Raw genomic sequence first — 19,500 nt, 5'->3', positions numbered from 1 at the left:
AGCGCGTGTTGCCGATTTTTAGTTTCTTCCGGCCCGGTTTGTGCACTGTGCGGTCCGCGTCTTTAACTTACGTTTCCGTTTATTTCCTTTATGATGCGTTTTTCCCGGTTTCCGGTTTTGTTTCTTGGCTTAGGAGTGGCTTTCGCCACTTTTCTCCCCTCGCCGGCTCCCGGCGCCGACCGTATCACGACGGAGCAGTTGATGAGCCGCCTCAGTAGCACCATCGAGAACCTGAAAAGTCTGCGCTGCAATGTGCGGGCCCAGGAGCGCCTGGCCGATGGCAAATACCAGCAGGCGCGCACGGCCATGAAAATGACGTTCGGTCCGTTGCGGGTATACCTCAAAAACGCCAAAGGCATTGAAGTGCTTTGGGTGACAGGCCAGAACGATGGCGACGCCTGGGTGTACCCCAACAGCTTTCCGTACGTGACGCTCAACTTGGACCCGAATGGCTCCGTGATGCGCAAAAACCAGCACCACACGGTACTGGATGCGGGTTTCGGCACCATCGCCGACCTTATCAAAGGCTCCAGCCAGCGCCGCGACCATAGCTTCGAGAAGAGTTTTCGCTACGCCGGCGACACAACTATTGCGGGCCGCCCGTGCTACGTGCTTCGCTCCGATTTTCCACAGTTCCGCTACGTGGCTTATAAAGCCGTGGCCGGCGACACGCCGGAGCGGATTGCCGATAAATTTGGCTGTGGCGAGTACCGCGTCATGGAGCGCAACGGCCTCAGCCCCGGCGAGAAAGTGGAGGTAGGCCGTACCCTGCAGGTGCCTAACAGCTACGGCCGTCGTACCATTGTCTGCGTCGACCAGAAGATTATGCTCCCGCTAGTGGTGCAGGTAAACGACGACAAAGGCCTGTTCGAGAAGTTCGAATTCAGCGACGTAGTAGCCAATCAGCCCATTCCCGCCGCCGAATTTACCAAGGGGTTTCCGGGCTATAAGTTCTGATACAAAACGGCATTCCGCGCGGCGCAGAAGAAGCTTGCCAATGCAGTAGATGATCCTACCACACTAGCAAGCTTCTTCTGCGCCGCGCGGAATGCCGTTTCTAGCTATGCTGATATTGCGAGTTAGCGGCGCATGGCTTTTTCGATTTCGTCCCACATCGGCGCCGGAATGGCTTCGAGCTTGTTAAACTCGCCGGCCCCGTTCAGCCACTCCCCTCCATCGAGAGTTACTACTTCTCCATTCATATAGGCCGAGAAATCCGACACCATGTAAGCAGCTAGGTTGGCCAGTTCCTGATGGTCGCCGACGCGCTTGAGCGGCACGGACGCAGCCGGATCGAGCTTTTTAGCCAGCGGCTCGGGGAAAAGCCGGCTCCAGGCGCCTTCTGTCGGGAACGGACCGGGGGCAATGGCGTTGGAGCGGATGCCGTACTTGGCCCATTCCACGGCCAGTGAGCGGGTCATGGCCAGCACGCCCGCCTTGGCCGCCGCCGAAGGCACCACGTAGGCCGAGCCAACGGAAGCATAAGTCGTCACGATGTTGAGGATGGTGCCGGGCTTTTTGTCCGCAATCCAGCGCTTGCCGAAGGCCAGCGTGCAGTTGTAGGAACCGCGCAGCACAATATCTACAATCACATCAAACGCCTTGTGACTCAGGCGTTCCGTGGGGCTGATGAAGTTGCCGGCCGCGTTGTTGAGCAGCACATCCACCCCGCCAAACGTGTCGATGGTTTTCTGCAGCATGGCTTCTACCTCCTCGTATTTGCGCACGTCGCACTGCACAGCCAATACGTTGGTGTTCTGGGTCTGTTCGCGCAGCTCAGCAGCCGTTTTTTCCAGCACGTCCAGCTTGCGGCTGCTGATGACGACGTTGGCCCCCAGCTGCAGAAAGTAGGTAGTCATGGCGCGGCCGAGGCCGGTGCCACCACCTGTCACGACGATGGTTTTGCCTTGGAGCGCGTTGTCGCGGAGCATGGGTTGAGCGTACGGGTGAGCAGACATGAAGTGGGACGTTGAGAATGAAAAATAAATGCACAGGACCAAAATGCCACAGCAGCCACGAGGTGTCATTTTATATTCATAAAACGACATATTTCGAAGACCGAGTGGCGCTGCTTGGGGAAGCAACCGGTGGGCAAGTTCAAAAAAACTCCTAACATAGTCCCGCTTAGAGCGCATGACTAGGTTGCGCCCTTCGTCGTAGCCGTTCGGCCACGCAGTAAATTTCCGCACCTTTACCCCGCATGGCTGATTCTCCCCACTCACTCCGACCCGTTCCCACAACCGTTGCCGTACTTGGCTGCGGCTGGCTGGGCCTACCACTGGCCAAGGCGCTGGTAGCAGAGGGCTACGCCGTCAATGGCTCTACCACCACTCCTACCCAGCTGCTCACCCTGCGCGACGCCGGCATCCGGCCCTACCTGCTGCGGCTGGGCCCGGAATTTTCGCAGATTGATGCTGATTCCTTGCATGCGCTACTGGCTGGGGCAGATGTGCTAGTATTAAATGTACCGCCCCGCGCGGCGGCCGCCGGGGCCTATCCGGCCCTGCTCCGGCCGGTAGGCTCGGCGGTGGCGGCGGCCGGGGTGAGGCACGTGCTGTTCGTCAGCTCCACGAGTGTCTATCCCAACGAAAACCGGCTCATGCGGGAAGGCGACGCCGTTTCATCGCCGGATGCACCTTCCGATTTGTTGCGGGCCGAAGGGCAGTTTACGCCGCGCTGGGGTCAGTGGCTGACGACGGTGGTACGCTTGGGAGGCTTGTTTGGGCCCGAGCGGCCGCCAGGCCGGTTCCTGGCCGGCCGCCACGATCTACAGCAGGGCAACGCGCCCGTCAACCTTATTCACCTCGACGACTGCGTAGGGCTGCTGCTGCACATCATCCGCGAGAAAGCCTGGGGCTACACCTTCAATGCTTGCGCCGGACAGCACCCGCTGCGCCGCACCTTTTACCCCGCTGCGGCCGAAGCCCTGGGCTTAGAAGCTCCTACGTTTCAGCCCGAAACCACCGAAACCAGCGGCAAAACCATCGACAGCAGCCTACTTCGTCAGGTCACGGGCTACCAGTTCCGACACGACAACGTGTTAGCCGCGCTGGAAAACTGCTAAGCAGCTGAGCGACGCTTACGGTGCCTGCACCAGCAGCCGGCTGCTGGCGGCGGGCACCTCGCCGGCCAGTAGCTGCACCACGTACAGGCCCGCCGACAGGCGGGCAGGCAGCGCCAGCGCGGCCGTGCCGCCGGCCCCGGCCAGCGGCTGGCGCAGCACCTCGCGGCCCAGCGCATCGAGCAGGCGCAGGGCCACCTGGGTACTGCGGCCGGCCGGGCGCTGCCAGGGTACCTGCACTGCCTGCCCGGCCGTAGCTGGCTGCGGGTAGGGCGCCAGCCCGCCCCGGCCCACGGGCACGGCCGTCGCCTGCACCGTAGGGCAGGGCGTATAAAAGCGCGCCACAAAAGCCGGAAACGTGTTTCCCTGGGGCGACGCCTGCACGGAGCGCCCGGCCACCACAAATGAGGAGTCGGGCAGCGGCTGCCAGTCGTAGGGGCGTGGGTCGGTGATGGTTTGGGTGCAGTAGGTGCGCAGGCCCCGGCGCTGGCCCTGGGCACTCAGGCGCAGCAGCTGCAGCCGGTTGCTGGAGGTACGGCCCCCGCCGGTAGTGTAGAGCGTGAGCAGCGTACCATCGGGCTGCTCGTATACCTTGCAGGAGTAGAGCTGCGGCTCGTTGGCGGGCGGGTCGAGGCGGTATTGCCACACTACTTGCAGCGCCGTGTCGAACTTCATCACCAGCCCGTAGTTGCGGGTGGGCTCGTTGCTGTATTTGAGGCTGGCCGTCATCACGTAACCGCTACCGTCGCGCAGCAGAATAGTGTTGTTCCAGAGCCTGCCCTGCGAGATGCCGGCGCCGGTACCTTGCGGCGTGATGGCCTGAACGCGCCGCACCCGGCCTACCGAATCGGTTTCTATTACCTGAAACTGTAAGTCGCCGTAGCCTTGCACCTGGGTAGAGCCACTGATCAACAGTCCGTTGCGGGGTGCCTCACACAAATGGCTCGTGTAGGAATAGGCTTGAATGAGTTGCGGCACGCCGCCCCCCGTAAACGTCCACTGGTTGTTGGGGTAGCTGCGGGCCCATTGCAGAGCCCCCGTGGTATCGGTGCAGAGCAGCGAGTAGTGGGGGGCATCCTTGGTTTGGCCGGTGCCGGCCCCGTCGCTGATACCGGCCACGTAGTAGTAGCCGCGCCGGGCCAGCAGGCGCACGGGTACGCTTTCCAGTGTGTCGCGCGGAATGCGCACCGTGCGCACCGTGTCGCCCCGGCTATTCAGCCATTGCAGGTAGGTGGAGCCGTTGATACCGTTGCCGGGCAGGATGGTAGCCGGCGGCAGCCCCCCGGCAAACACCACCCCGGTTCCCCAGGGCCGCAAGTCACTCTCACCGGAGCGCCATTTTCGGGAGGCAAATTGCCAATTCGTATTTCCATTTAAGTCATAACTAGCAAAATACCCGTTAACACTATATCCACTTCCATTACCTCCATTCGTATAGATGCTATTACCAGTAACCTGCATTCTTACTACTGTAGTAGTTACCGTTCGGGGATTTGGGCTAAGGAATGAAGTTGTTCGCTCCCAGTTCGTTTGTTGGCCTTGTGCAATCTTCAACAGCCCAATTATGAGCCACAAGCTCAAGTAAATTCGCAGTTTCATATACAAGAAAAGCCCAACTACCATGAGTAGTCGGGGCTTAAGTAGAGTGTCTAGTGAATAGCTACTTTTTGTGCGGCCAGCAGCGGGCGCCCCGTGCGCCGGTACTGTTCTAGGAAGTTAAGTCCTACGGCCGGAAAGGCTCGTCGGTTGGTGGCGGCCAATGTCCGCACGTAGGCTCCTGGCACCACCGTATCGGGCTACTCTACCATATAGCGGTGTTGGAAATTGCACCCATCGTTGTGCCTGTAAGTAATTGATCAATGGAACACTAAGTATACGGATTTCACTGCTCAATCCCCTGCCTATATCCTTTCTGATGGGCCACATACCGTGCCTGCCGCTTTCCACTGGCGGCGGCCGCCGTCGCCACGCGGTTCCGGTCGTACCTTTGCCGGCGTGAAGCATTCTAATTCGACGGTGGCGGTGCTGGGTGGCGGGGCAGCGGGCTTTTTCGGGGCCATTGCCTGCGCCGAAGCCAACCCGCGCCTTACGGTGTATCTGATAGAAAAAACCGGCAAGCTGCTGAGCAAGGTCCGGATTTCGGGCGGCGGCCGCTGCAACGTAACCCACGCCGCCGATACCCCTGCCCAACTCGTGGCGCACTACCCGCGCGGGGCCAAGCAGCTCAAGGAGCCCTTCCGGCAGTTCGATGCACAAGCCACCATCCGTTGGTTCGCGCAGCGGGGCGTGGCGCTCAAAACCGAGCCCGACGGCCGCATGTTTCCCGTCACCGACTCGTCTGAAACCATTGCGCAGTGCCTGCTCGACGCGGCCCGGCAGGCGGGTGTGCGCATTCTCACCCAAACCCAGCCCGAGCAGATCGAACCCCTACCCGACGGTGGATTTCGCCTGCGTCTCAGTGGGGCCCACGGTGCTGACCTGACGGTGGCCCGGCTGCTTATTGCCACGGGCGGCAACCCCAAAGCGGAGCAGTACGAGTGGCTGCGGCAGTTGGGCCATACTATTGCGGCCCCAGTGCCCAGTCTGTTCACCTTCAACGTGCCCGACTCGCCGCTGCGGGAGTTGCCCGGCGTGAGCGTACCGCTGGCTCGGGTGCGGGTAGCCGGCGAAAAGCTAGAATATGAAGGCCCCGTGCTGGTGACGCACTGGGGCGTGAGCGGCCCAGCCGTGCTGAAACTTTCGGCCTGGGGAGCCCGCCGCCTGCACGAGTTGAGCTACCAGAGCACGGCCCTTATCAACTGGATTCCGGAGCACACCGAGGCCACACTGCGCACCTGGCTGCACGAGTACCGCGAGCAAAACGGCCGCAAACTTGTGGTTTCCAATCCAATATTTGGGTTGCCGCAGCGGCTGTGGCGCACGCTCACGGAGCAGGCTGGCATCGGGCCCGAAGTACGTTGGAATGAGTTGCCGGCCAAGCCGCAAAACCGCCTGATTGAAGCGCTGCTGAACACGGCCCTGCCCGTACGCGGCAAAACCACTTATAAGGATGAGTTTGTGACCTGTGGCGGCGTGATGCTGGGAGAAATAGACATGAAAACCATGGAAAGTCGCCGCGTATCCGGCTTGCACTTTGCCGGCGAAGTGCTTGATATCGACGGAATTACGGGCGGCTTCAACTTTCAGGCAGCCTGGACCACGGGGTATCTGGCAGGTCGGGCTATGGCTGCCGCCGCCGAATAGCCTACCATCCTGGACCTGACAAAGATCAGCTTCTTCTCGTTTCAGTGCCCGTAACCCTGGCAGGAGTTTGGGAGTAAAGAAGGGCACAACCCACCTTTTTTACCACTTAATCTACAATTCCTCATGGATACTAAAGTAGTCCAAGCCGGCCTCAACGAACTTCTCGACACGCTGAAAGATGGCCAGAAAGGCTATGCCGAAGCGCTAACCGACGTGGAAGACGCTGACCTGAAACAGATTTTCAAGAAATACGCTGCCCAGCGCTCCGAGTACCTAACGGAACTGCAGGACGAGATGCACAAGCTAAACCTGCATCCAAACCAGGAGTCGGAGTCTTCTATCACGGGCACTATCCACCGCGCCTTCATCAACCTGAAAGGTCTGGTAACCAGCAAAGACCGCCACAGCATTCTGGCTGAGTGCGAACGGGGCGAAGACTACGCCAAAGGCGCATACGAAAAAGCCCGGAAAATCGAAGGTTTACCCGGCAACCTAAGTGCCCTCATTGCCAAGCAGGCGGCCGGCATCAAGCAAGGCCACGACGAAATCCGTGACCTGCGCGACGCCTCCAAATAAGCCCACCCGCTAATGGCTACTTCGCGCAAGTCGTGAAAGTCCAAAGCCCAACAAAAAAGCCTCGTGAGAACGAGGCTTTTTTGTTGGGCTTTGGGTTTAGCAGTCAACGTCTTCCCTATGCAAGACACAGGAAAGACGTTGTGCATAGGCTATTCGTCAAAATTATTGTCTTCCCGCTTGCTCTTGCCTCCGCCGTAGGAAGAGCCACCTTCGCTGCGGTTACCGCCGTAGCGGTTGCCACCACCGTAGGAGCCGCCACCTTCGCTGCGGTTACCACCTTTGTAGCCGCCACCGTAGCTGCTGCCGCCGCGGTTGCCACCGTAGCTACTGCCACCTTCCCGACGTTCGCCACCACCATAGCTGCCACCGCCACGGTTGCCGCCGAAGGAGCCGCCGCCGCGGTTGCCACCGTAGCTGCCGCCGCCTTCCCGACGCTCACCGCCGCCGAAGCCGCCTGTGCGGCGAGGACGCTCACCGCCACCGAAGCCACCGCGGTTACCGCCTTCCTGCTGCGCATCGCCTTCCTGGCGGGGCGTAGCAATGTTGAAGGCGACCGGACGGCCCTGGATTGAGCTGCGGCCAAGCTGGCTCACTACTTCTTCCACGAACTCATTCGGTACTTCCACGAAGCTGAACTTGTCGTAGAGGGCAATGTCACCGACTTTGCTGGCCGTGAGGCTGGTGTTTTCGGCAATCAGGTCCACGATGTCGCGGGGGTGCAGACGGTCCTTCTTGCCCATCGTCACGAACAGACGGGTGAAGCCGGCGCGAGCAGCCCCCTGGGTACGGCTGGCGTCGAGGCTTTCCTGAGCGCGCTTGTCTTCCTTCATCGTCATTTTCAGCAAAGCGGCGGCCACGTCCAGGGACGTAACGGCTTCTTCCTGATCCTGATCAATTAGGCGCTGCACACGGGCAATGTATTTGTCCAAATTGCCCTTCACAATCACCTCCTTAATGGAGTTGAGCATGAGCGTGGTTTTCACCTCCGACACATCTTCGAAGGACGGCACGCGCTCCTGCTTGATGGTGGCTTTGGTGAAGCGCATGATGTCGCGCAGCTTGTAGATGTCGCGGCCGCTCACAAACGTGAAGGCCTTGCCCTGCTTGCCGGCGCGGCCGGTACGGCCGATGCGGTGTACGTAGTATTCCTCGTCGGCAGGCAAGTCGTAGTTTACTACTACTTCCACGTTGTCTACATCGATACCACGGGCGGCCACGTCGGTAGCTACCAGGATTTCGAGAGTGCCTTTGCGGAATTTGTCGAGCGTGTTCTGGCGCTGCTGCTGACCCATGTCGCCGTGCAGGCCTTCGGCGAAGTAGCCTTTGGCTTGCAAGTCGCCCACAATCTCGTCCACCATGCGCTTCGTGTTAGCGAAGACGATGCCTGACTTGATGTTGTACATGTCGATCAGACGGGTCAGGACGTCTTTCTTCTGCGGACCGCGCACCTCGAAGTAGCTCTGCTCGATGTTGGTAACCGTCATTTCCTGATGGTTTACCTTCACGATCTGTGGATCCTTCTGGTAGCGCTTGGTCATCTCCATGATCGGCTTGCTCATGGTCGCCGAGAAGAATACCGTCTGGCGGTCTTCAGGCATTTTCTTGAGCACCGTCTCGATGTCGTCACGGAAGCCCATGTCGAGCATTTCGTCGGCCTCATCGAGGATGATCATTTTGCAATGCTCCAGCTTGAGCGTACCACGCTCAATGTGGTCCATTACGCGGCCGGGAGTACCAATTACGATCTGTACGCCACGCTCCAGGGCGCGGAACTGACGGTCGTAAGAAGAGCCACCGTAGATCGGCACTACGGCCAGACCACGCTTGTATTTGCCCAGCTTCTGGATTTCGCCCGAAACCTGCACCGCCAACTCGCGGGTGGGACAGAGCACGAGGCACTGCACCTCACGCGAGTCGGTATCGACCCGCTCGATGGCGGGGATGGAGAAGGCGGCAGTTTTGCCGGTACCGGTCTGGGCCTGGCCTATTACGTCGCGGCCCTGGAGCAATACCGGGATACCAGCGGCCTGAATGGGGGATGCTTCTTCGTAGCCAACCTCGGTGATGGCACGCTGCATTTCTTCAGAGAGGGTCAGCTCGCTGAACTTGGTCTTAACGGTTTCGTTTTCCATGTCTGTGTTGATGGAGTGGAGTGAATAGCTCTGAAAACAGCGGATTCAGCGACGCTCTTCTCCCACTCTACACAACGACAAGTGACGGAAGCAACGGACGGAAGACAAAGCCGGCCCAACAAGTTTCTTTTAAAGGCAGCCCTTAAGCTGCGCGGAACGTGGCCGTTCTCAAATGCGGGTGCAAAGATACGGATTATTTACGGCAAAGGCTATAATACGTGCACTATTCGTTTAGCCCGCTTATCGACTCCAGGCAATTTATTTGATAGCAAAGTACCCACAGTACCTCTCGGAACACGTTTATTCCCTAATAGAAAGCTATTGTTTCTGCTTGAAATTGTACACATTTATTGTACAGCTATCTTTCCTAAGCTTCCCGCCATGACCTTCGCTGAGACTATTTCCCGCCTCGAAGCACTGGGCACCGAGCAGACCCGCAAAACCTACCGCCGCCACGGAGCCGGCGACAATGTATATGGAGTGAGCTTTGCTGACCTCGGCAAACTGAAAAAGGAATTAGTGGGCCGCGGCAAAGACAGAACTGCTGCCCATGCGCTGGCCCGGCAGCTATGGGCCACCGGCAATACGGATGCGCGTACGCTGGCCCTGTTGATTGCTGATCCGCAGCAACTAACAGAAACAGAAGCACAAGCCTGGGCTGCCGACATCCGCTACCATCCCCTCGCCGATTTTCTGGCAGCACTGGTAGCGGGCAGTGCCTTTGCCCAAGCGCAAATGGATAAGTGGCTGAATGCGCCCGCTGAGATGCTGCAGCGAGCCGGCTACGCGCTGCTCGCGCACCGTGCTATTCACAGCAGTTCCCTGCCTGACTCCTACTTCGAGCCTTACATCCAGCGGATAGAGCAGGTGGTACAGCAGGCTCCTAACCGCGCCAAAGAGGCCATGAACAACTGTCTTATTGCCATTGGCAGCCGTACTGCAGCGCTTCGGCAGCGGATAGAGCGGGCCGCTGCGCATATTGGCCCCATCACCATCGACCACAGCGACACCAGTTGCCAGACATTTGTAATCCCGGCCTATCTGGAGCGGGTATGGGCACGCAAGCAGAAAGCTGCTAAACCGAAAAACTCTCAGTAGGTACTATTGGCAGTATTCTACACTCCTTTTAACAGCCGCAGACCGGTGAGATAGGACAACAAAAAAGCAGGCCCCTACCGGAGCCTGCTTTTCGTTGTATCCGAAAAGGAAACGGACTACGCCAGCTTCACTTTTACAGCGTTCAGGCCTTTACGGCCCTGAGCAATTTCGAATTGCACTTTGTCGTTGTCGCGGATTTCGTCAACACACTCGGTTACGTGTACGAAGATGTCTTCGCCGGTGCCGTCAACTTTGATGAAACCGAAGCCTTTGGTTTCGTTGAAGAATTTTACAGTTCCTGTCTGCATGGTACTTGTGATGATGGATGTTTCTTTAAGAGAAGCAGCACTCAACTCTGCTTTCCCCTTCTCATCGAAAGTACTCAACAGGCCTGTGTAAGCCACAATTCTTAAACTGTGTCAAAGATAGCGGAAGTTTTGAGTTTCGCTCTCACTCGCACAAGAAGTTGTAGATAATTGCCTTTTGAGCTGCCTTTCAAAAGCGTCCACTTCGGTGTTCCTTTGCGTGCTTGTCTCCCTACGCCGCCTGCCATGTCTGCTCCTGCCTTTCGTTTTTCTCACCTGCTCACGGTACAGCCCCAGGACATCGACGAGCTAGACCACGCTAACAACGTGCAGTACGTGCGCTGGGTGCAGGACACAGCCGCCGCGCACTGGCACACAGCCTACCCGCCCGCCGACGGCCACACGTATATATGGGTAGTGCGGGAGCACCGCATCCGCTACCACCATCCGGCCCTGCTGGGCGAAGAGCTGCGCTGCACCACTTGGATTGGCGAGGTGCGCGGCGCCCAGAGCCAGCGCTTCGTGCAGATAGAGCGGGCCGAGGATGGCAAGCTGCTCTGCGAAGCCGAGACGCAGTGGGTGCTACTGGACCCGCAAACCAAGCGCCCTGTGCGCGTGACGCCGGAAATGGTGGAGCGGCTGTGGGGACCGGTGTAAAGCGGCTACTCACACATTGCTTTCTGGCGACAAAGGAAACATTTCTATAGACGATTTTGAGCTGAGAGCTTCTCCTAACTCTCGGCTAGTGCCTAAAATGGGATAGTCCCCATCTTCCACATTTATCAGGCACCAGCTTCTGTCATCAGGAAATAGATAAAGGGTAGTATCAAAGGAAGTTGCAGATAGTAGGCTTATAAACTCTTCAATAGTGACGGAATACACTACTTGGTCGGATGAGGGCAACACTTCTACAGCTTCATAACGGCAATAATCTACTATATAAAGGTTCAGCGTGGCACATTGAGCTAATTCACGCAACAGATGCAGTAAGTTGCTGGCTGTCTGCTCCCATTTTACAGCAAATCCCTGCGTGCCCCACTCCAAGCGCTTAATTACATTAGCGTCATATGTAACACCAAACCGAACTGTCAGATCACTGAATTTCGTGAGTTTGTAGTCTGGTGTTTGATGTGCACTAAAAACACCGTATTGCTTCCAGACAGATGCATTAGTATTGATCTGCGCGATGGTGGATTTATAGATGTTGATTTGCTCGAACGGAAACCCTTCGATAATCCCAACAGCCGGTAGCAAAGCAGTATAGGCAGAAAATATATCTGGCAGCACATCAGCTACTCGCCGCTGTGAGCTGTTGTAAATTCTCTCCTCATCAATCTCCAGCCAAGTTATAATTGATAAATCAGTGCTGTAATCCATAATGCAACATAGAACTATTGCTGCGACCTTTATCAATCTATTCCTCCTTCAATGCCTGCCACCTTCCGCATTTACTCTTCTTCTGCCGGCTCCGGCAAAACGTACCAGCTTACCAAGGAGTACCTGAAGCTGGCGCTGGGCAGCGAGGACCCGTCATACTTTAAGCGGGTGCTGGCCATTACGTTCACCAACGATGCGGCAGGCGAAATGAAGCAGCGCATTATCGGAGCGTTGCGGCGGTTTGCCTATCCGGTAGAAGGCGAAACGGATACGCTGCTGGCCGAAGTAACCGACGAGCTGGATGCCGAAGGCCAGTTGCCGCGCCGCACCGAAACCACCGCCGAGAAGCAGCAGGAAGTACGCCGCCGAGCACAAGCTACTTTCCGACTGGTGCTCTACCACTACGCCGACTTTGCGGTGAGCACCATCGACTCGTTTGTGCAGCGCATTGTTACGGCTTTCACGCGGGAGTTGGGGCTGCCGGCCACGTTTGAGGTGGAGCTGGACACCGATGCTGTGCTGCAAACCGCCGTGGCGGCCCTGCTGGATAAGGTGAACCGCGACCCGAATTCCAAGCTACTGGCCCGCACGCTCACGGAATACGCCCTCAGCCGCGCCGACGAAGGCAAAAGCTGGAACAACCTGCCCGACGAGTTGGCGGATTTTGGCAAGTTTCTGTTCAACGAAACCGTGCACGAGGCCGTAGCACAGCTCCAGACGCTCACGCTGCAGGACTTCCGCCGCCTGCACGAAACCCTGCGCCAGCGCCGCGACGTGATGGAGGCGGAGGTGCTGGAAGTCGCTGAAAAAGCCATAGCGGCCCTGCGCGACGCCGACCTGGAGCCCAGCCACCTGGCTGGCGGGGAGCGGGGCGTATACACGCACTTCGCCAACTGGAAACGCTGGCTGGAAGAAAGTGATACGCCCACGGCCACAGCCCTGAAGGTGTTTGAAACCGGCAACTGGGCCAGTGCCACGGGCAAGAAGGAGCCCTACGCTAGCCGCATTGCCGTCGTGCGCCCTGCTCTCGACGATGCCTTTGCTGAGCTGCTGGCCTTGCGCGAGCGGCACCTTAGCGCCTACCTATTGGTGTCGGCCATGCAGTCCTACCTGTTCCATGCCTCACTGCTGAGCGAGCTGAATAAGATAGTGGAGCAGGTGAGCCGGGAGCGGAACATCGTGCTTATCAGTGAATTCAACCGCCGTATTGCCGGTATTGTGCTGAAGGAACCGGTACCGTTTCTGTACGAGCGGCTAGGCGAGCGGTACAACCACCTGCTCATCGACGAGTTCCAGGACACGTCAGTGCTGCAATGGAATAACCTGCTGCCGCTGGTGGAAAACAACCTCGGCAACGACTTTCTTAACCTGGCGGTGGGAGATGCCAAACAGGCTATTTACCGCTGGCGTGGGGGCGAAATGGAACAGATTCTGCGTCTGCACCAAGGCAACACAAGCGCCTTAGTTGCCCGTGCCACCGATCCGGAAACGCGGGAGCTACTGCGTGAACGGTACATGGGCCTTACTGGGCGGCTGGAACCACAGGCGCTGAATACCAACTACCGCTCAGCCGCGGAAATCGTAGACTTCAACAACCGGTTTTTCAGTCAGCTTCGGGCTCAGCACCCTGATTTCGCGCTGGTACAGGATCTGTTTGAGCCTGGTTTTCAGCAGTCGGTGCCCGACAAGCCGCAGCGGCCGGGCCACGTGGAAATCCTGTTTACGCAGAACGAAGCCCCCGCTAGGCGCTACGATGCCGCCGCCGGATGCTATACCGATGAGCCGCTAGACGGTTATCTACCCGATACCACGCTCGACTACGATGAAAGCACGCTCTACCTGACGCTGGAGCTAGTGCAACAAGCCCTGCACGACGGATTCCGGCCCCGCGACGTGGCCGTGCTGAGCCGAACGCGGCGGGGCAGCCGCTTGGTGGCGAAGTTCCTAAAGGAGCGCGGCTACGACATCATTTCGGCCGATTCACTGTCGCTGGAGTTTGCGGAGGTGGTGAACTTGCTGGTGGCCATTTTCAGGGTGCTGAACCAGCCGGTAGACACCTTGGCCCGGGCTGAGGCGCTGCTGCTGCTCGACAAGGTAGTGCGCCGCCTCGCCCCTACGCCGCCCCGTGCCCGCCACATTGCCACCGTGGCCAATGCTGAGCACGTTGCCGACTTCTTCAACGAATTTCGGGCGCTGGGCTACGATTTGCAGGAGCACGAAACCGGCAACTTGGGCTTATATGAGCTGACCGAACGCCTGATTGGCTTGTTTGGGCTGCTGGGCCGCAACGGCGAGAGTGAGTACCTGTTCCGCTTCCTGGACCTGACGCTGGACTACAGCCTGCGCTACGGCAACAACCTTAACAACTTCCTCACCTACTGGGAGCAGCGCAAAGCTGGCCTGAGCATCAATGCCCCTGCCGGCCGCGACGCCATTACCATCACCACAGTGCATAAGGCCAAGGGCCTGGCCTACGGGGTGGTGATTGTGCCGTTTGCCGACTGGAGCCTGGAGCCTTACCGTGGCACGCTGCTCTGGGGCCGGCTGGCGGAGGAAGACAAGCCCGTGCCCGAAATGCCGGCCGTAGCCGTGGTGCCCCTCACCAAAAACCTGGGGCGTACGGTGCTGGCCGGGCAGTATGTGGAGGAGCGAGAAAAAACGTTTCTGGAAGGGCTGAATATGCTCTATGTAGCTTTCACACGTCCCCGGCATCGGCTCTACATTCTCAGCAAGCGGCCCGAAACCAGCAAAAAAGCCGCCGAAGACGGCGCGCCGGAAGGGCCAGCTCGGAGCGTTGCAGCTTTGTTGCATCAGTATTTGCAGCACCAGGACGTATGGGACGACGAGCGGGTATCGTTCGTCATTTCGCAGGGTACGACTGCCGAAAACGGCTTGAAGAACGAGCTGTCAACTACGAACAACTTCCCGCTCACCAACCTCGAAACCGCGCCTTGGGAGGAGCGCCTGCGCCTGCGCCGACACGCCAACACGGTGTTCGACTTTGACGTGCAGGAAAAGCTGGGCGAATGGAACCGCAAGCTGCATTATGGCCTGCGGCGGCTGGTGCTGGCGCAGGATGTGGAACGCGTGGCGCGGCAGCTGGCGGCCGAAGGCTTTATCAGCAACCGGGAGCGGCCGGCCCTGGAGCAACGCCTGCAACTGGTGGTAGATCATCCACAACTGGCGCGCTATTTCAGTGAGCAGGTATCGGTGGAAACGGAGCGGGAGATATTGGTGGGCGGCGTAAAGCGGCGCGACTACAAACCCGACCGGGTGGTATTTGAGGCCGTGACTGGTGCCACTGGCCGGGCTGCTGTGCGCGTCACGCTGCTCGATTTCAAGGTGCCGCCACCTAGCCCGGCCCACCGGATGCCACTGCAACAGTATGCGCAACTATTCCGGCAACTAGGCTACAGCCAAGTGGAGTGCGTACTGTACTACTTTGGAACAGAGGAAGTACTAGTTTTTTAGCCCCTCTTTCGGACAACCTGTTTAGTTAAAATTTATTTACAGCTAATTTTTTTAGCATACTGTATTTTTAGCCACCACAAACCTCCGTATTTTCGTGCGGCTCACTTCTGACTTACGCTTATGTCTGCTGCCCGAAAACCCGCGTTGGCGTTCATATTCATCACGCTTTTGCTTGATGTCATAGGATTTGGCATCATCATTCCGGTGTTGCCCAAGCTGATTACGGAACTCACTGGCGAGCCACTAAGTGCTGCCGCCCGCTACGGCGGCTGGATGGGGTTTGCATTTGCGGGTATGCAGTTCCTGTTTTCGCCCATCCTCGGCAACCTGTCCGACCAATACGGGCGACGGCCGGTGCTGTTGGTGGCCCTGTTCGGCTTCGGCCTCGACTACCTGTTTCTGGCATTTGCGCCTACTGTGGCGTGGCTGTTCGTAGGGCGGATTATTGCGGGTATCACTGGCGCCAGCTTTACAACAGCCTCGGCCTACATAGCCGACATCAGCACGCCCGAAAACCGGGCCCAGAACTTCGGGATGATTGGAGCCGCGTTTGGGTTGGGCTTCATTATCGGGCCGGTGATTGGGGGGTTGCTGGGGCATTTCGGGCCGCGCGTACCGTTTCTGGTGGCCGCGGGCCTCACGCTGCTCAACTGGCTCTACGGCTTCTTCGTGCTGCCCGAGTCGCTGGACAAAGAGCACCGCCGGCCCTTCGACTGGCGCCGGGCCAACCCTGTTGGCTCGCTTCGGCAATTGCGCAAATACCCGGTTATCCTGGGGCTAGTGGGGTCGTTGGTGCTGATATACATTGCAGCCCATGCCACGCAGAGCACTTGGTCGTATTTCACGATGTATAGGTTTCACTGGAATGAGGCTTGGGTGGGCTATTCTTTGGGCGTGGTAGGCGGCCTCACAGCCCTCGTACAGGGCCTGCTGATCCGCTACACCGCTCCCCGGCTGGGGCCAAAACGCTCGGTATATATTGGTATCGGGTTGTATGCGCTGGGCTTTCTGTTGTTTGCGTTTGCCTCAAAAGGGTGGATGATGTTTGCTTTTCTGGTCCCCTATTGCCTGGGCGGAATTGCAGGACCGGCATTGCAGGGCATCATGTCGGGGCAGGTACCGCCTACGGAGCAGGGCGAGCTGCAAGGTGCCCTCACCAGCCTCGTGAGCCTTACTTCCATCATCGGCCCACCCCTGATGACCAACCTTTTCTCCTATTTCACTGGTCCCACCGCGCCAGTCCACTTTCCGGGAGCCGCCTTCCTGGCGGCGGCCGTACTCACGGTGGGCAGCCTGCTGCTGGCGCTCCGCTCCCTCGGCCGCCACGATTTGGGGCTACCCGCTACACAACCCACCAAAACAGAAGCAGTTATTGGTCATTAGAGCCTCAACAGCAGCTGCGGTATGCTTAGCCGTTTAGTAGAGCCGCACGTATCTTTTTCCTTGGTGTAGCAGTATGGTTGAGTATGGAAGCTGACCTTACCCTGCTCGTTAATGGCCAGCAGCACACGCTGCGCGTAGACCCCGAAACTCCGTTGCTCTACGTGCTACGTAACAACCTGGGGCTGAACGGCCCTAAGTTCGGCTGCGGCCTGCAGCAATGCGGAGCCTGCATGGTATTGCTCAACGACATTGCCTGGCCCAGCTGCCAGTTGCCCGTGCGCCAAACCACCGGCGGTGTGTCCATTACCACCCTCGAAGGCCTTACCCGCCCCGATGGCACGCTGCACCCGGTGCAGGCAGCTTTCGTGCAGGAGCAGGCGGCCCAGTGCGGCTTTTGCCTGAATGGTATGGTTATTTCGGCCGTGTCATTGCTGAAGCAGTATCCGCAGCCCAGCGAAGAAGCTATTCGCAACGGTCTGTTTCGGGTGCTGTGCCGCTGCAGCGTACACACCCGTGCCATCCGGGCGGTGCAGCGCGCGGCATCATCGGGGTAGTTCGGCCTCCTGTTCTACTATCCTGCTGCTCTATTCGTCTTATGCCTGCGCCTCACTCCTCCCGCCGTAATTTCATAAAAACTACCGGCTGCCTGACTATCGGGTTTGTGCTGCTAAGCTCCTCTGAGTTGTGGGCGGATGCGCCGGCAAAGCAGGACCTGCCCGGCAGCCTCCAGGACAATCCGCGCATCAATGCGTGGCTGGAGCTGCTGCCCAACGGCCGGGCACGGGTACTGACGGGCAAGATTGAAATCGGGCAGGGTATCCGGACGGCGGTGGCCCAGGTGGCAGCGGAGGAGCTGAATATGGCCGTAGAGGACGTGGAGGTGGTGCTAGCCGAAACCGGCCGCACGCCCGATGAGCGTTACACTGCGGGCAGTGCCTCCATCGAGCAGAGCGCCATGGCAGTGCGCTACGCCGCCGCCGCCGCTCGTCAGAAACTGCTGGCGCTGGCGGCCCCGGTGCTCCGGATGAAACCGGGACAGCTGCGCCTTGAGCAAGGGATAATAAAGGCCACCGACGGCCGTCAGGTTTCCGTCGCTCAGCTCCTGGAGGGCCGCCAGCTCACCGACGAAGTGCGCCAGCCGGCTCCGCTCAAGCCCAAGCGCGACTATCAGCATGTGGGCCGCTCGGTGCCCCGCCAAGACATCGAGCACATGGTGCGGGCCGATGCTTACTACGTGCAGGACTTGCGTTTTCCCGGCATGGTGCACGCCCGCGTGCTGCGCCCGCCCACCTACGAAGCCACCTTGCTGCAATTCGATACAAAAGCATTGCAGCAGGCCATTCCCGGCGTGCTGAAAACGGTAATAGACGGCAGCTTCGTGGGCATTCTGGCCGAACAGGAATACCAGGCGTTGCGTGCCCAGGACTACGGCCGGCTGCACGCGCAGTGGTCGGTGGGGCGGGTTCTGCCGGCCGATACACCGCTGCCGGAGCTGTTGCGCGGTCTGCCCGGCACAACTAAGGAGGTAGCCAGCAAAGGTGATTTCACGAAAGCGCCGGCAACGGGCAGCCTCCTTACGCACCAGTCCAGCTATTTCAAGCCCTACCTGATGCACGGCTCCATCGGCCCGAGCTGCGCGGTGGCCTTGTTTGAGCCCTCTGCCCAAATGCTGCACGTCTGGACGCACAGCCAGGGCGTGTATCCGTTGCGCGAGTCGCTGGCGAAACTCCTGGGCCTGAGCTCTGACAACGTGCACGTGAAGGGCGTGCCCGGTTCCGGCTGCTACGGCCACAACGGCGCCGACGACGTGGCCGCCGATGCCGCCCTACTGGCCCGCGCCGTGCCCGGCCGCCACGTACGCCTGCAGTGGAGCCGCGACGATGAGCACGCCTGGGAACCCTACGGCAGTGCCATGTTCTTCGATCTGCAGGCCCGCGTCAATCCAAAAACTGGCCGCATCACGCACTGGCAGCACGAGTTGTGGTCGGATACGCATAGTACCCGGCCCGCTGGCTCACCCGAAAAGCTGCTGGCAGCCCAGTATCTAGCGCAGCCGCAGCGGCCTAAAGTAGAGGACGACTTCAGCGGCGGCATCTACCGCAACTCGGAGCCCTACTACCAGATTCCGGCGTTGCGGGTGCAGGCACACGCCGTGCAGGGGCCGTTGCGAGTATCAGCGTTGCGGGGGCTGGGGGCTTTCGGCAATATTTTCGCCCTCGAATCCTTTATGGAAGAACTGGCGGTGCAGTCCCGGCAGGACCCCTATGAGTTCCGCTTGCGCCACCTCACCGATGAGCGCGCCAAAGCCGTTATCAGAAAGGTGCGGGAACTGGTGAAAGACCAGAAGCTAGCCGAAAACGAGGGACTGGGCCTGGCATTTGCGCGCTACAAAAACACGGCCGCCTACTGCGCGGTGGTGGCCAAAGTGAGCGTAGACCCGGCCAGCGGCTTTGTGCGGGTACCGCGCATCTGGGCCGCCATTGATGCCGGCGAGGTCATCAACCCCGACGGCCTGAAAAACCAGACCGAGGGTGGCCTCACCCAAGCTGCCAGCTGGACCCTCAACGAAGAAGTGCTTTTCAATGCCCAGGGCATCACGACGCGACAATGGGAGCAGTACCCCATCTTCCGTTTTGATGAGGTGCCGCTGGTGGAAGTGGCCGTACTGGACCGCCCCACCGAGCCACCCCTGGGAGCCGGTGAGGCCGCCCAAGGCCCCACCGCCGCCGCGCTGGCCAATGCCGTATTTCACGCCTGCGGCAAACGGATTCGGCACCTGCCCATCCGCCCCGAGAAGCTGCTGGGATAAGCCAGTTCGGTATCTGGCAAGTACTAGCCAGTTGAGCCACCAGCC

Annotated in this window: 15 protein-coding genes; 10 read left to right on the top strand and 5 right to left on the bottom strand. The window is 59.1% G+C overall.

Annotated features, from left to right (window positions below; translation table 11 throughout):
• Nucleotides 1-90: 90 nt before the first annotated feature.
• On the top strand, nucleotides 91-957 hold the full coding sequence (locus H4317_RS08500) for a LysM peptidoglycan-binding domain-containing protein (RefSeq protein ID WP_185889694.1): 867 nt from the start codon (nucleotides 91-93) through the stop codon (nucleotides 955-957).
• Between the two features lie 122 nt (nucleotides 958-1,079).
• Here H4317_RS08500 and H4317_RS08495 read toward each other — a convergent pair whose 3' ends face one another.
• The gene (locus tag H4317_RS08495; protein ID WP_185889693.1) at nucleotides 1,080-1,958 is read right to left on the bottom strand and encodes an SDR family oxidoreductase; all 879 of its coding nucleotides are present in this window, start codon (nucleotides 1,956-1,958) and stop codon (nucleotides 1,080-1,082) included.
• A 242-nt stretch (nucleotides 1,959-2,200) separates the two neighbouring features.
• On the opposite strand from H4317_RS08495, the gene H4317_RS08490 reads away from it, so the two are divergent.
• Complete coding sequence (locus H4317_RS08490) at nucleotides 2,201-3,064, top strand: Rossmann-fold NAD(P)-binding domain-containing protein (protein WP_185889692.1); 864 nt, start codon at nucleotides 2,201-2,203, stop codon at nucleotides 3,062-3,064.
• A gap of 15 nt (nucleotides 3,065-3,079) precedes the next feature.
• On the opposite strand, the gene H4317_RS08485 is transcribed toward H4317_RS08490, so the two are convergent.
• Entirely contained in the window at nucleotides 3,080-4,378 is a 1,299-nt protein-coding gene (locus H4317_RS08485) for a hypothetical protein (protein WP_185889691.1), read from the bottom strand.
• Nucleotides 4,379-5,056: 678 nt separating this feature from the next.
• Here H4317_RS08485 and H4317_RS08480 point away from each other — a divergent pair.
• Both H4317_RS08480 and H4317_RS08475 read left to right on the top strand, forming a co-directional pair.
• Nucleotides 5,057-6,304, top strand: a complete 1,248-nt coding sequence (locus tag H4317_RS08480) for a BaiN/RdsA family NAD(P)/FAD-dependent oxidoreductase (RefSeq protein ID WP_260625863.1) — start codon at nucleotides 5,057-5,059, stop codon at nucleotides 6,302-6,304.
• A 123-nt stretch (nucleotides 6,305-6,427) separates the two neighbouring features.
• Nucleotides 6,428-6,880 carry a PA2169 family four-helix-bundle protein gene (locus tag H4317_RS08475; RefSeq protein WP_185889690.1) on the top strand — a complete coding sequence of 151 codons (453 nt, stop codon included), beginning with the start codon at nucleotides 6,428-6,430 and terminating at the stop codon, nucleotides 6,878-6,880.
• Nucleotides 6,881-7,029: 149 nt separating this feature from the next.
• Here the strand turns inward: H4317_RS08475 and H4317_RS08470 are convergent, their stop codons facing one another.
• On the bottom strand, nucleotides 7,030-9,012 hold the full coding sequence (locus H4317_RS08470; protein ID WP_185889689.1) for a DEAD/DEAH box helicase: 1,983 nt from the start codon (nucleotides 9,010-9,012) through the stop codon (nucleotides 7,030-7,032).
• A 381-nt stretch (nucleotides 9,013-9,393) separates the two neighbouring features.
• Between H4317_RS08470 and H4317_RS08465 the strand changes: the two genes are divergently transcribed.
• Nucleotides 9,394-10,110, top strand: a complete 717-nt coding sequence (locus H4317_RS08465; RefSeq protein ID WP_185889688.1) for a DNA alkylation repair protein — start codon at nucleotides 9,394-9,396, stop codon at nucleotides 10,108-10,110.
• Between the two features lie 116 nt (nucleotides 10,111-10,226).
• Here the strand turns inward: H4317_RS08465 and H4317_RS08460 are convergent, their stop codons facing one another.
• On the bottom strand, nucleotides 10,227-10,418 hold the full coding sequence (locus tag H4317_RS08460) for a cold-shock protein (RefSeq protein ID WP_073282449.1): 192 nt from the start codon (nucleotides 10,416-10,418) through the stop codon (nucleotides 10,227-10,229).
• 243 nt (nucleotides 10,419-10,661) lie between these two features.
• On the opposite strand from H4317_RS08460, the gene H4317_RS08455 reads away from it, so the two are divergent.
• A complete protein-coding gene (locus tag H4317_RS08455) occupies nucleotides 10,662-11,072 on the top strand; it encodes an acyl-CoA thioesterase (protein WP_185889687.1) in 411 nt (136 codons plus the stop codon).
• 9 nt (nucleotides 11,073-11,081) lie between these two features.
• Here the strand turns inward: H4317_RS08455 and H4317_RS08450 are convergent, their stop codons facing one another.
• Nucleotides 11,082-11,792, bottom strand: coding sequence for a hypothetical protein (locus H4317_RS08450; protein ID WP_185889686.1), 711 nt, complete (start codon nucleotides 11,790-11,792; stop codon nucleotides 11,082-11,084).
• Nucleotides 11,793-11,843: 51 nt separating this feature from the next.
• On the opposite strand from H4317_RS08450, the gene H4317_RS08445 reads away from it, so the two are divergent.
• From H4317_RS08445 to H4317_RS08430, 4 genes are all read left to right on the top strand, one after another.
• Nucleotides 11,844-15,263, top strand: a complete 3,420-nt coding sequence (locus H4317_RS08445; protein ID WP_185889685.1) for a UvrD-helicase domain-containing protein — start codon at nucleotides 11,844-11,846, stop codon at nucleotides 15,261-15,263.
• Between the two features lie 120 nt (nucleotides 15,264-15,383).
• Nucleotides 15,384-16,646: a TCR/Tet family MFS transporter gene (locus tag H4317_RS08440; RefSeq protein WP_185889684.1), complete on the top strand. Its 1,263-nt coding sequence runs from the start codon at nucleotides 15,384-15,386 to the stop codon at nucleotides 16,644-16,646.
• Nucleotides 16,647-16,729: 83 nt separating this feature from the next.
• A complete protein-coding gene (locus H4317_RS08435) occupies nucleotides 16,730-17,200 on the top strand; it encodes a (2Fe-2S)-binding protein (protein ID WP_185889683.1) in 471 nt (156 codons plus the stop codon).
• A 41-nt stretch (nucleotides 17,201-17,241) separates the two neighbouring features.
• Nucleotides 17,242-19,455 (top strand): xanthine dehydrogenase family protein molybdopterin-binding subunit, encoded by a 2,214-nt coding sequence (locus tag H4317_RS08430; RefSeq protein ID WP_185889682.1) that lies wholly within the window; start codon nucleotides 17,242-17,244, stop codon nucleotides 19,453-19,455.
• Nucleotides 19,456-19,500: the final 45 nt, after the last annotated feature.

The organism is Hymenobacter sediminicola (genome assembly GCF_014250515.1).
Lineage (GTDB): Bacteria > Bacteroidota > Bacteroidia > Cytophagales > Hymenobacteraceae > Hymenobacter > Hymenobacter sediminicola.
This window is presented reverse-complemented; position numbering and strand designations above follow the sequence as displayed.

Coding starts and splice junctions, on each gene's coding strand:
- H4317_RS08500 (WP_185889694.1), top strand. CDS start 91: ATGATGCGTTTTTCCCGGTTTCCGGTTTTGTTTCTTGGCTTAGGAGTG.
- H4317_RS08495 (WP_185889693.1), bottom strand. CDS start 1,958: ATGTCTGCTCACCCGTACGCTCAACCCATGCTCCGCGACAACGCGCTC.
- H4317_RS08490 (WP_185889692.1), top strand. CDS start 2,201: ATGGCTGATTCTCCCCACTCACTCCGACCCGTTCCCACAACCGTTGCC.
- H4317_RS08475 (WP_185889690.1), top strand. CDS start 6,428: ATGGATACTAAAGTAGTCCAAGCCGGCCTCAACGAACTTCTCGACACG.
- H4317_RS08470 (WP_185889689.1), bottom strand. CDS start 9,012: ATGGAAAACGAAACCGTTAAGACCAAGTTCAGCGAGCTGACCCTCTCT.
- H4317_RS08465 (WP_185889688.1), top strand. CDS start 9,394: ATGACCTTCGCTGAGACTATTTCCCGCCTCGAAGCACTGGGCACCGAG.
- H4317_RS08460 (WP_073282449.1), bottom strand. CDS start 10,418: ATGCAGACAGGAACTGTAAAATTCTTCAACGAAACCAAAGGCTTCGGT.
- H4317_RS08455 (WP_185889687.1), top strand. CDS start 10,662: ATGTCTGCTCCTGCCTTTCGTTTTTCTCACCTGCTCACGGTACAGCCC.
- H4317_RS08450 (WP_185889686.1), bottom strand. CDS start 11,792: ATGGATTACAGCACTGATTTATCAATTATAACTTGGCTGGAGATTGAT.
- H4317_RS08445 (WP_185889685.1), top strand. CDS start 11,844: ATGCCTGCCACCTTCCGCATTTACTCTTCTTCTGCCGGCTCCGGCAAA.
- H4317_RS08440 (WP_185889684.1), top strand. CDS start 15,384: ATGTCTGCTGCCCGAAAACCCGCGTTGGCGTTCATATTCATCACGCTT.
- H4317_RS08435 (WP_185889683.1), top strand. CDS start 16,730: ATGGAAGCTGACCTTACCCTGCTCGTTAATGGCCAGCAGCACACGCTG.
- H4317_RS08430 (WP_185889682.1), top strand. CDS start 17,242: ATGCCTGCGCCTCACTCCTCCCGCCGTAATTTCATAAAAACTACCGGC.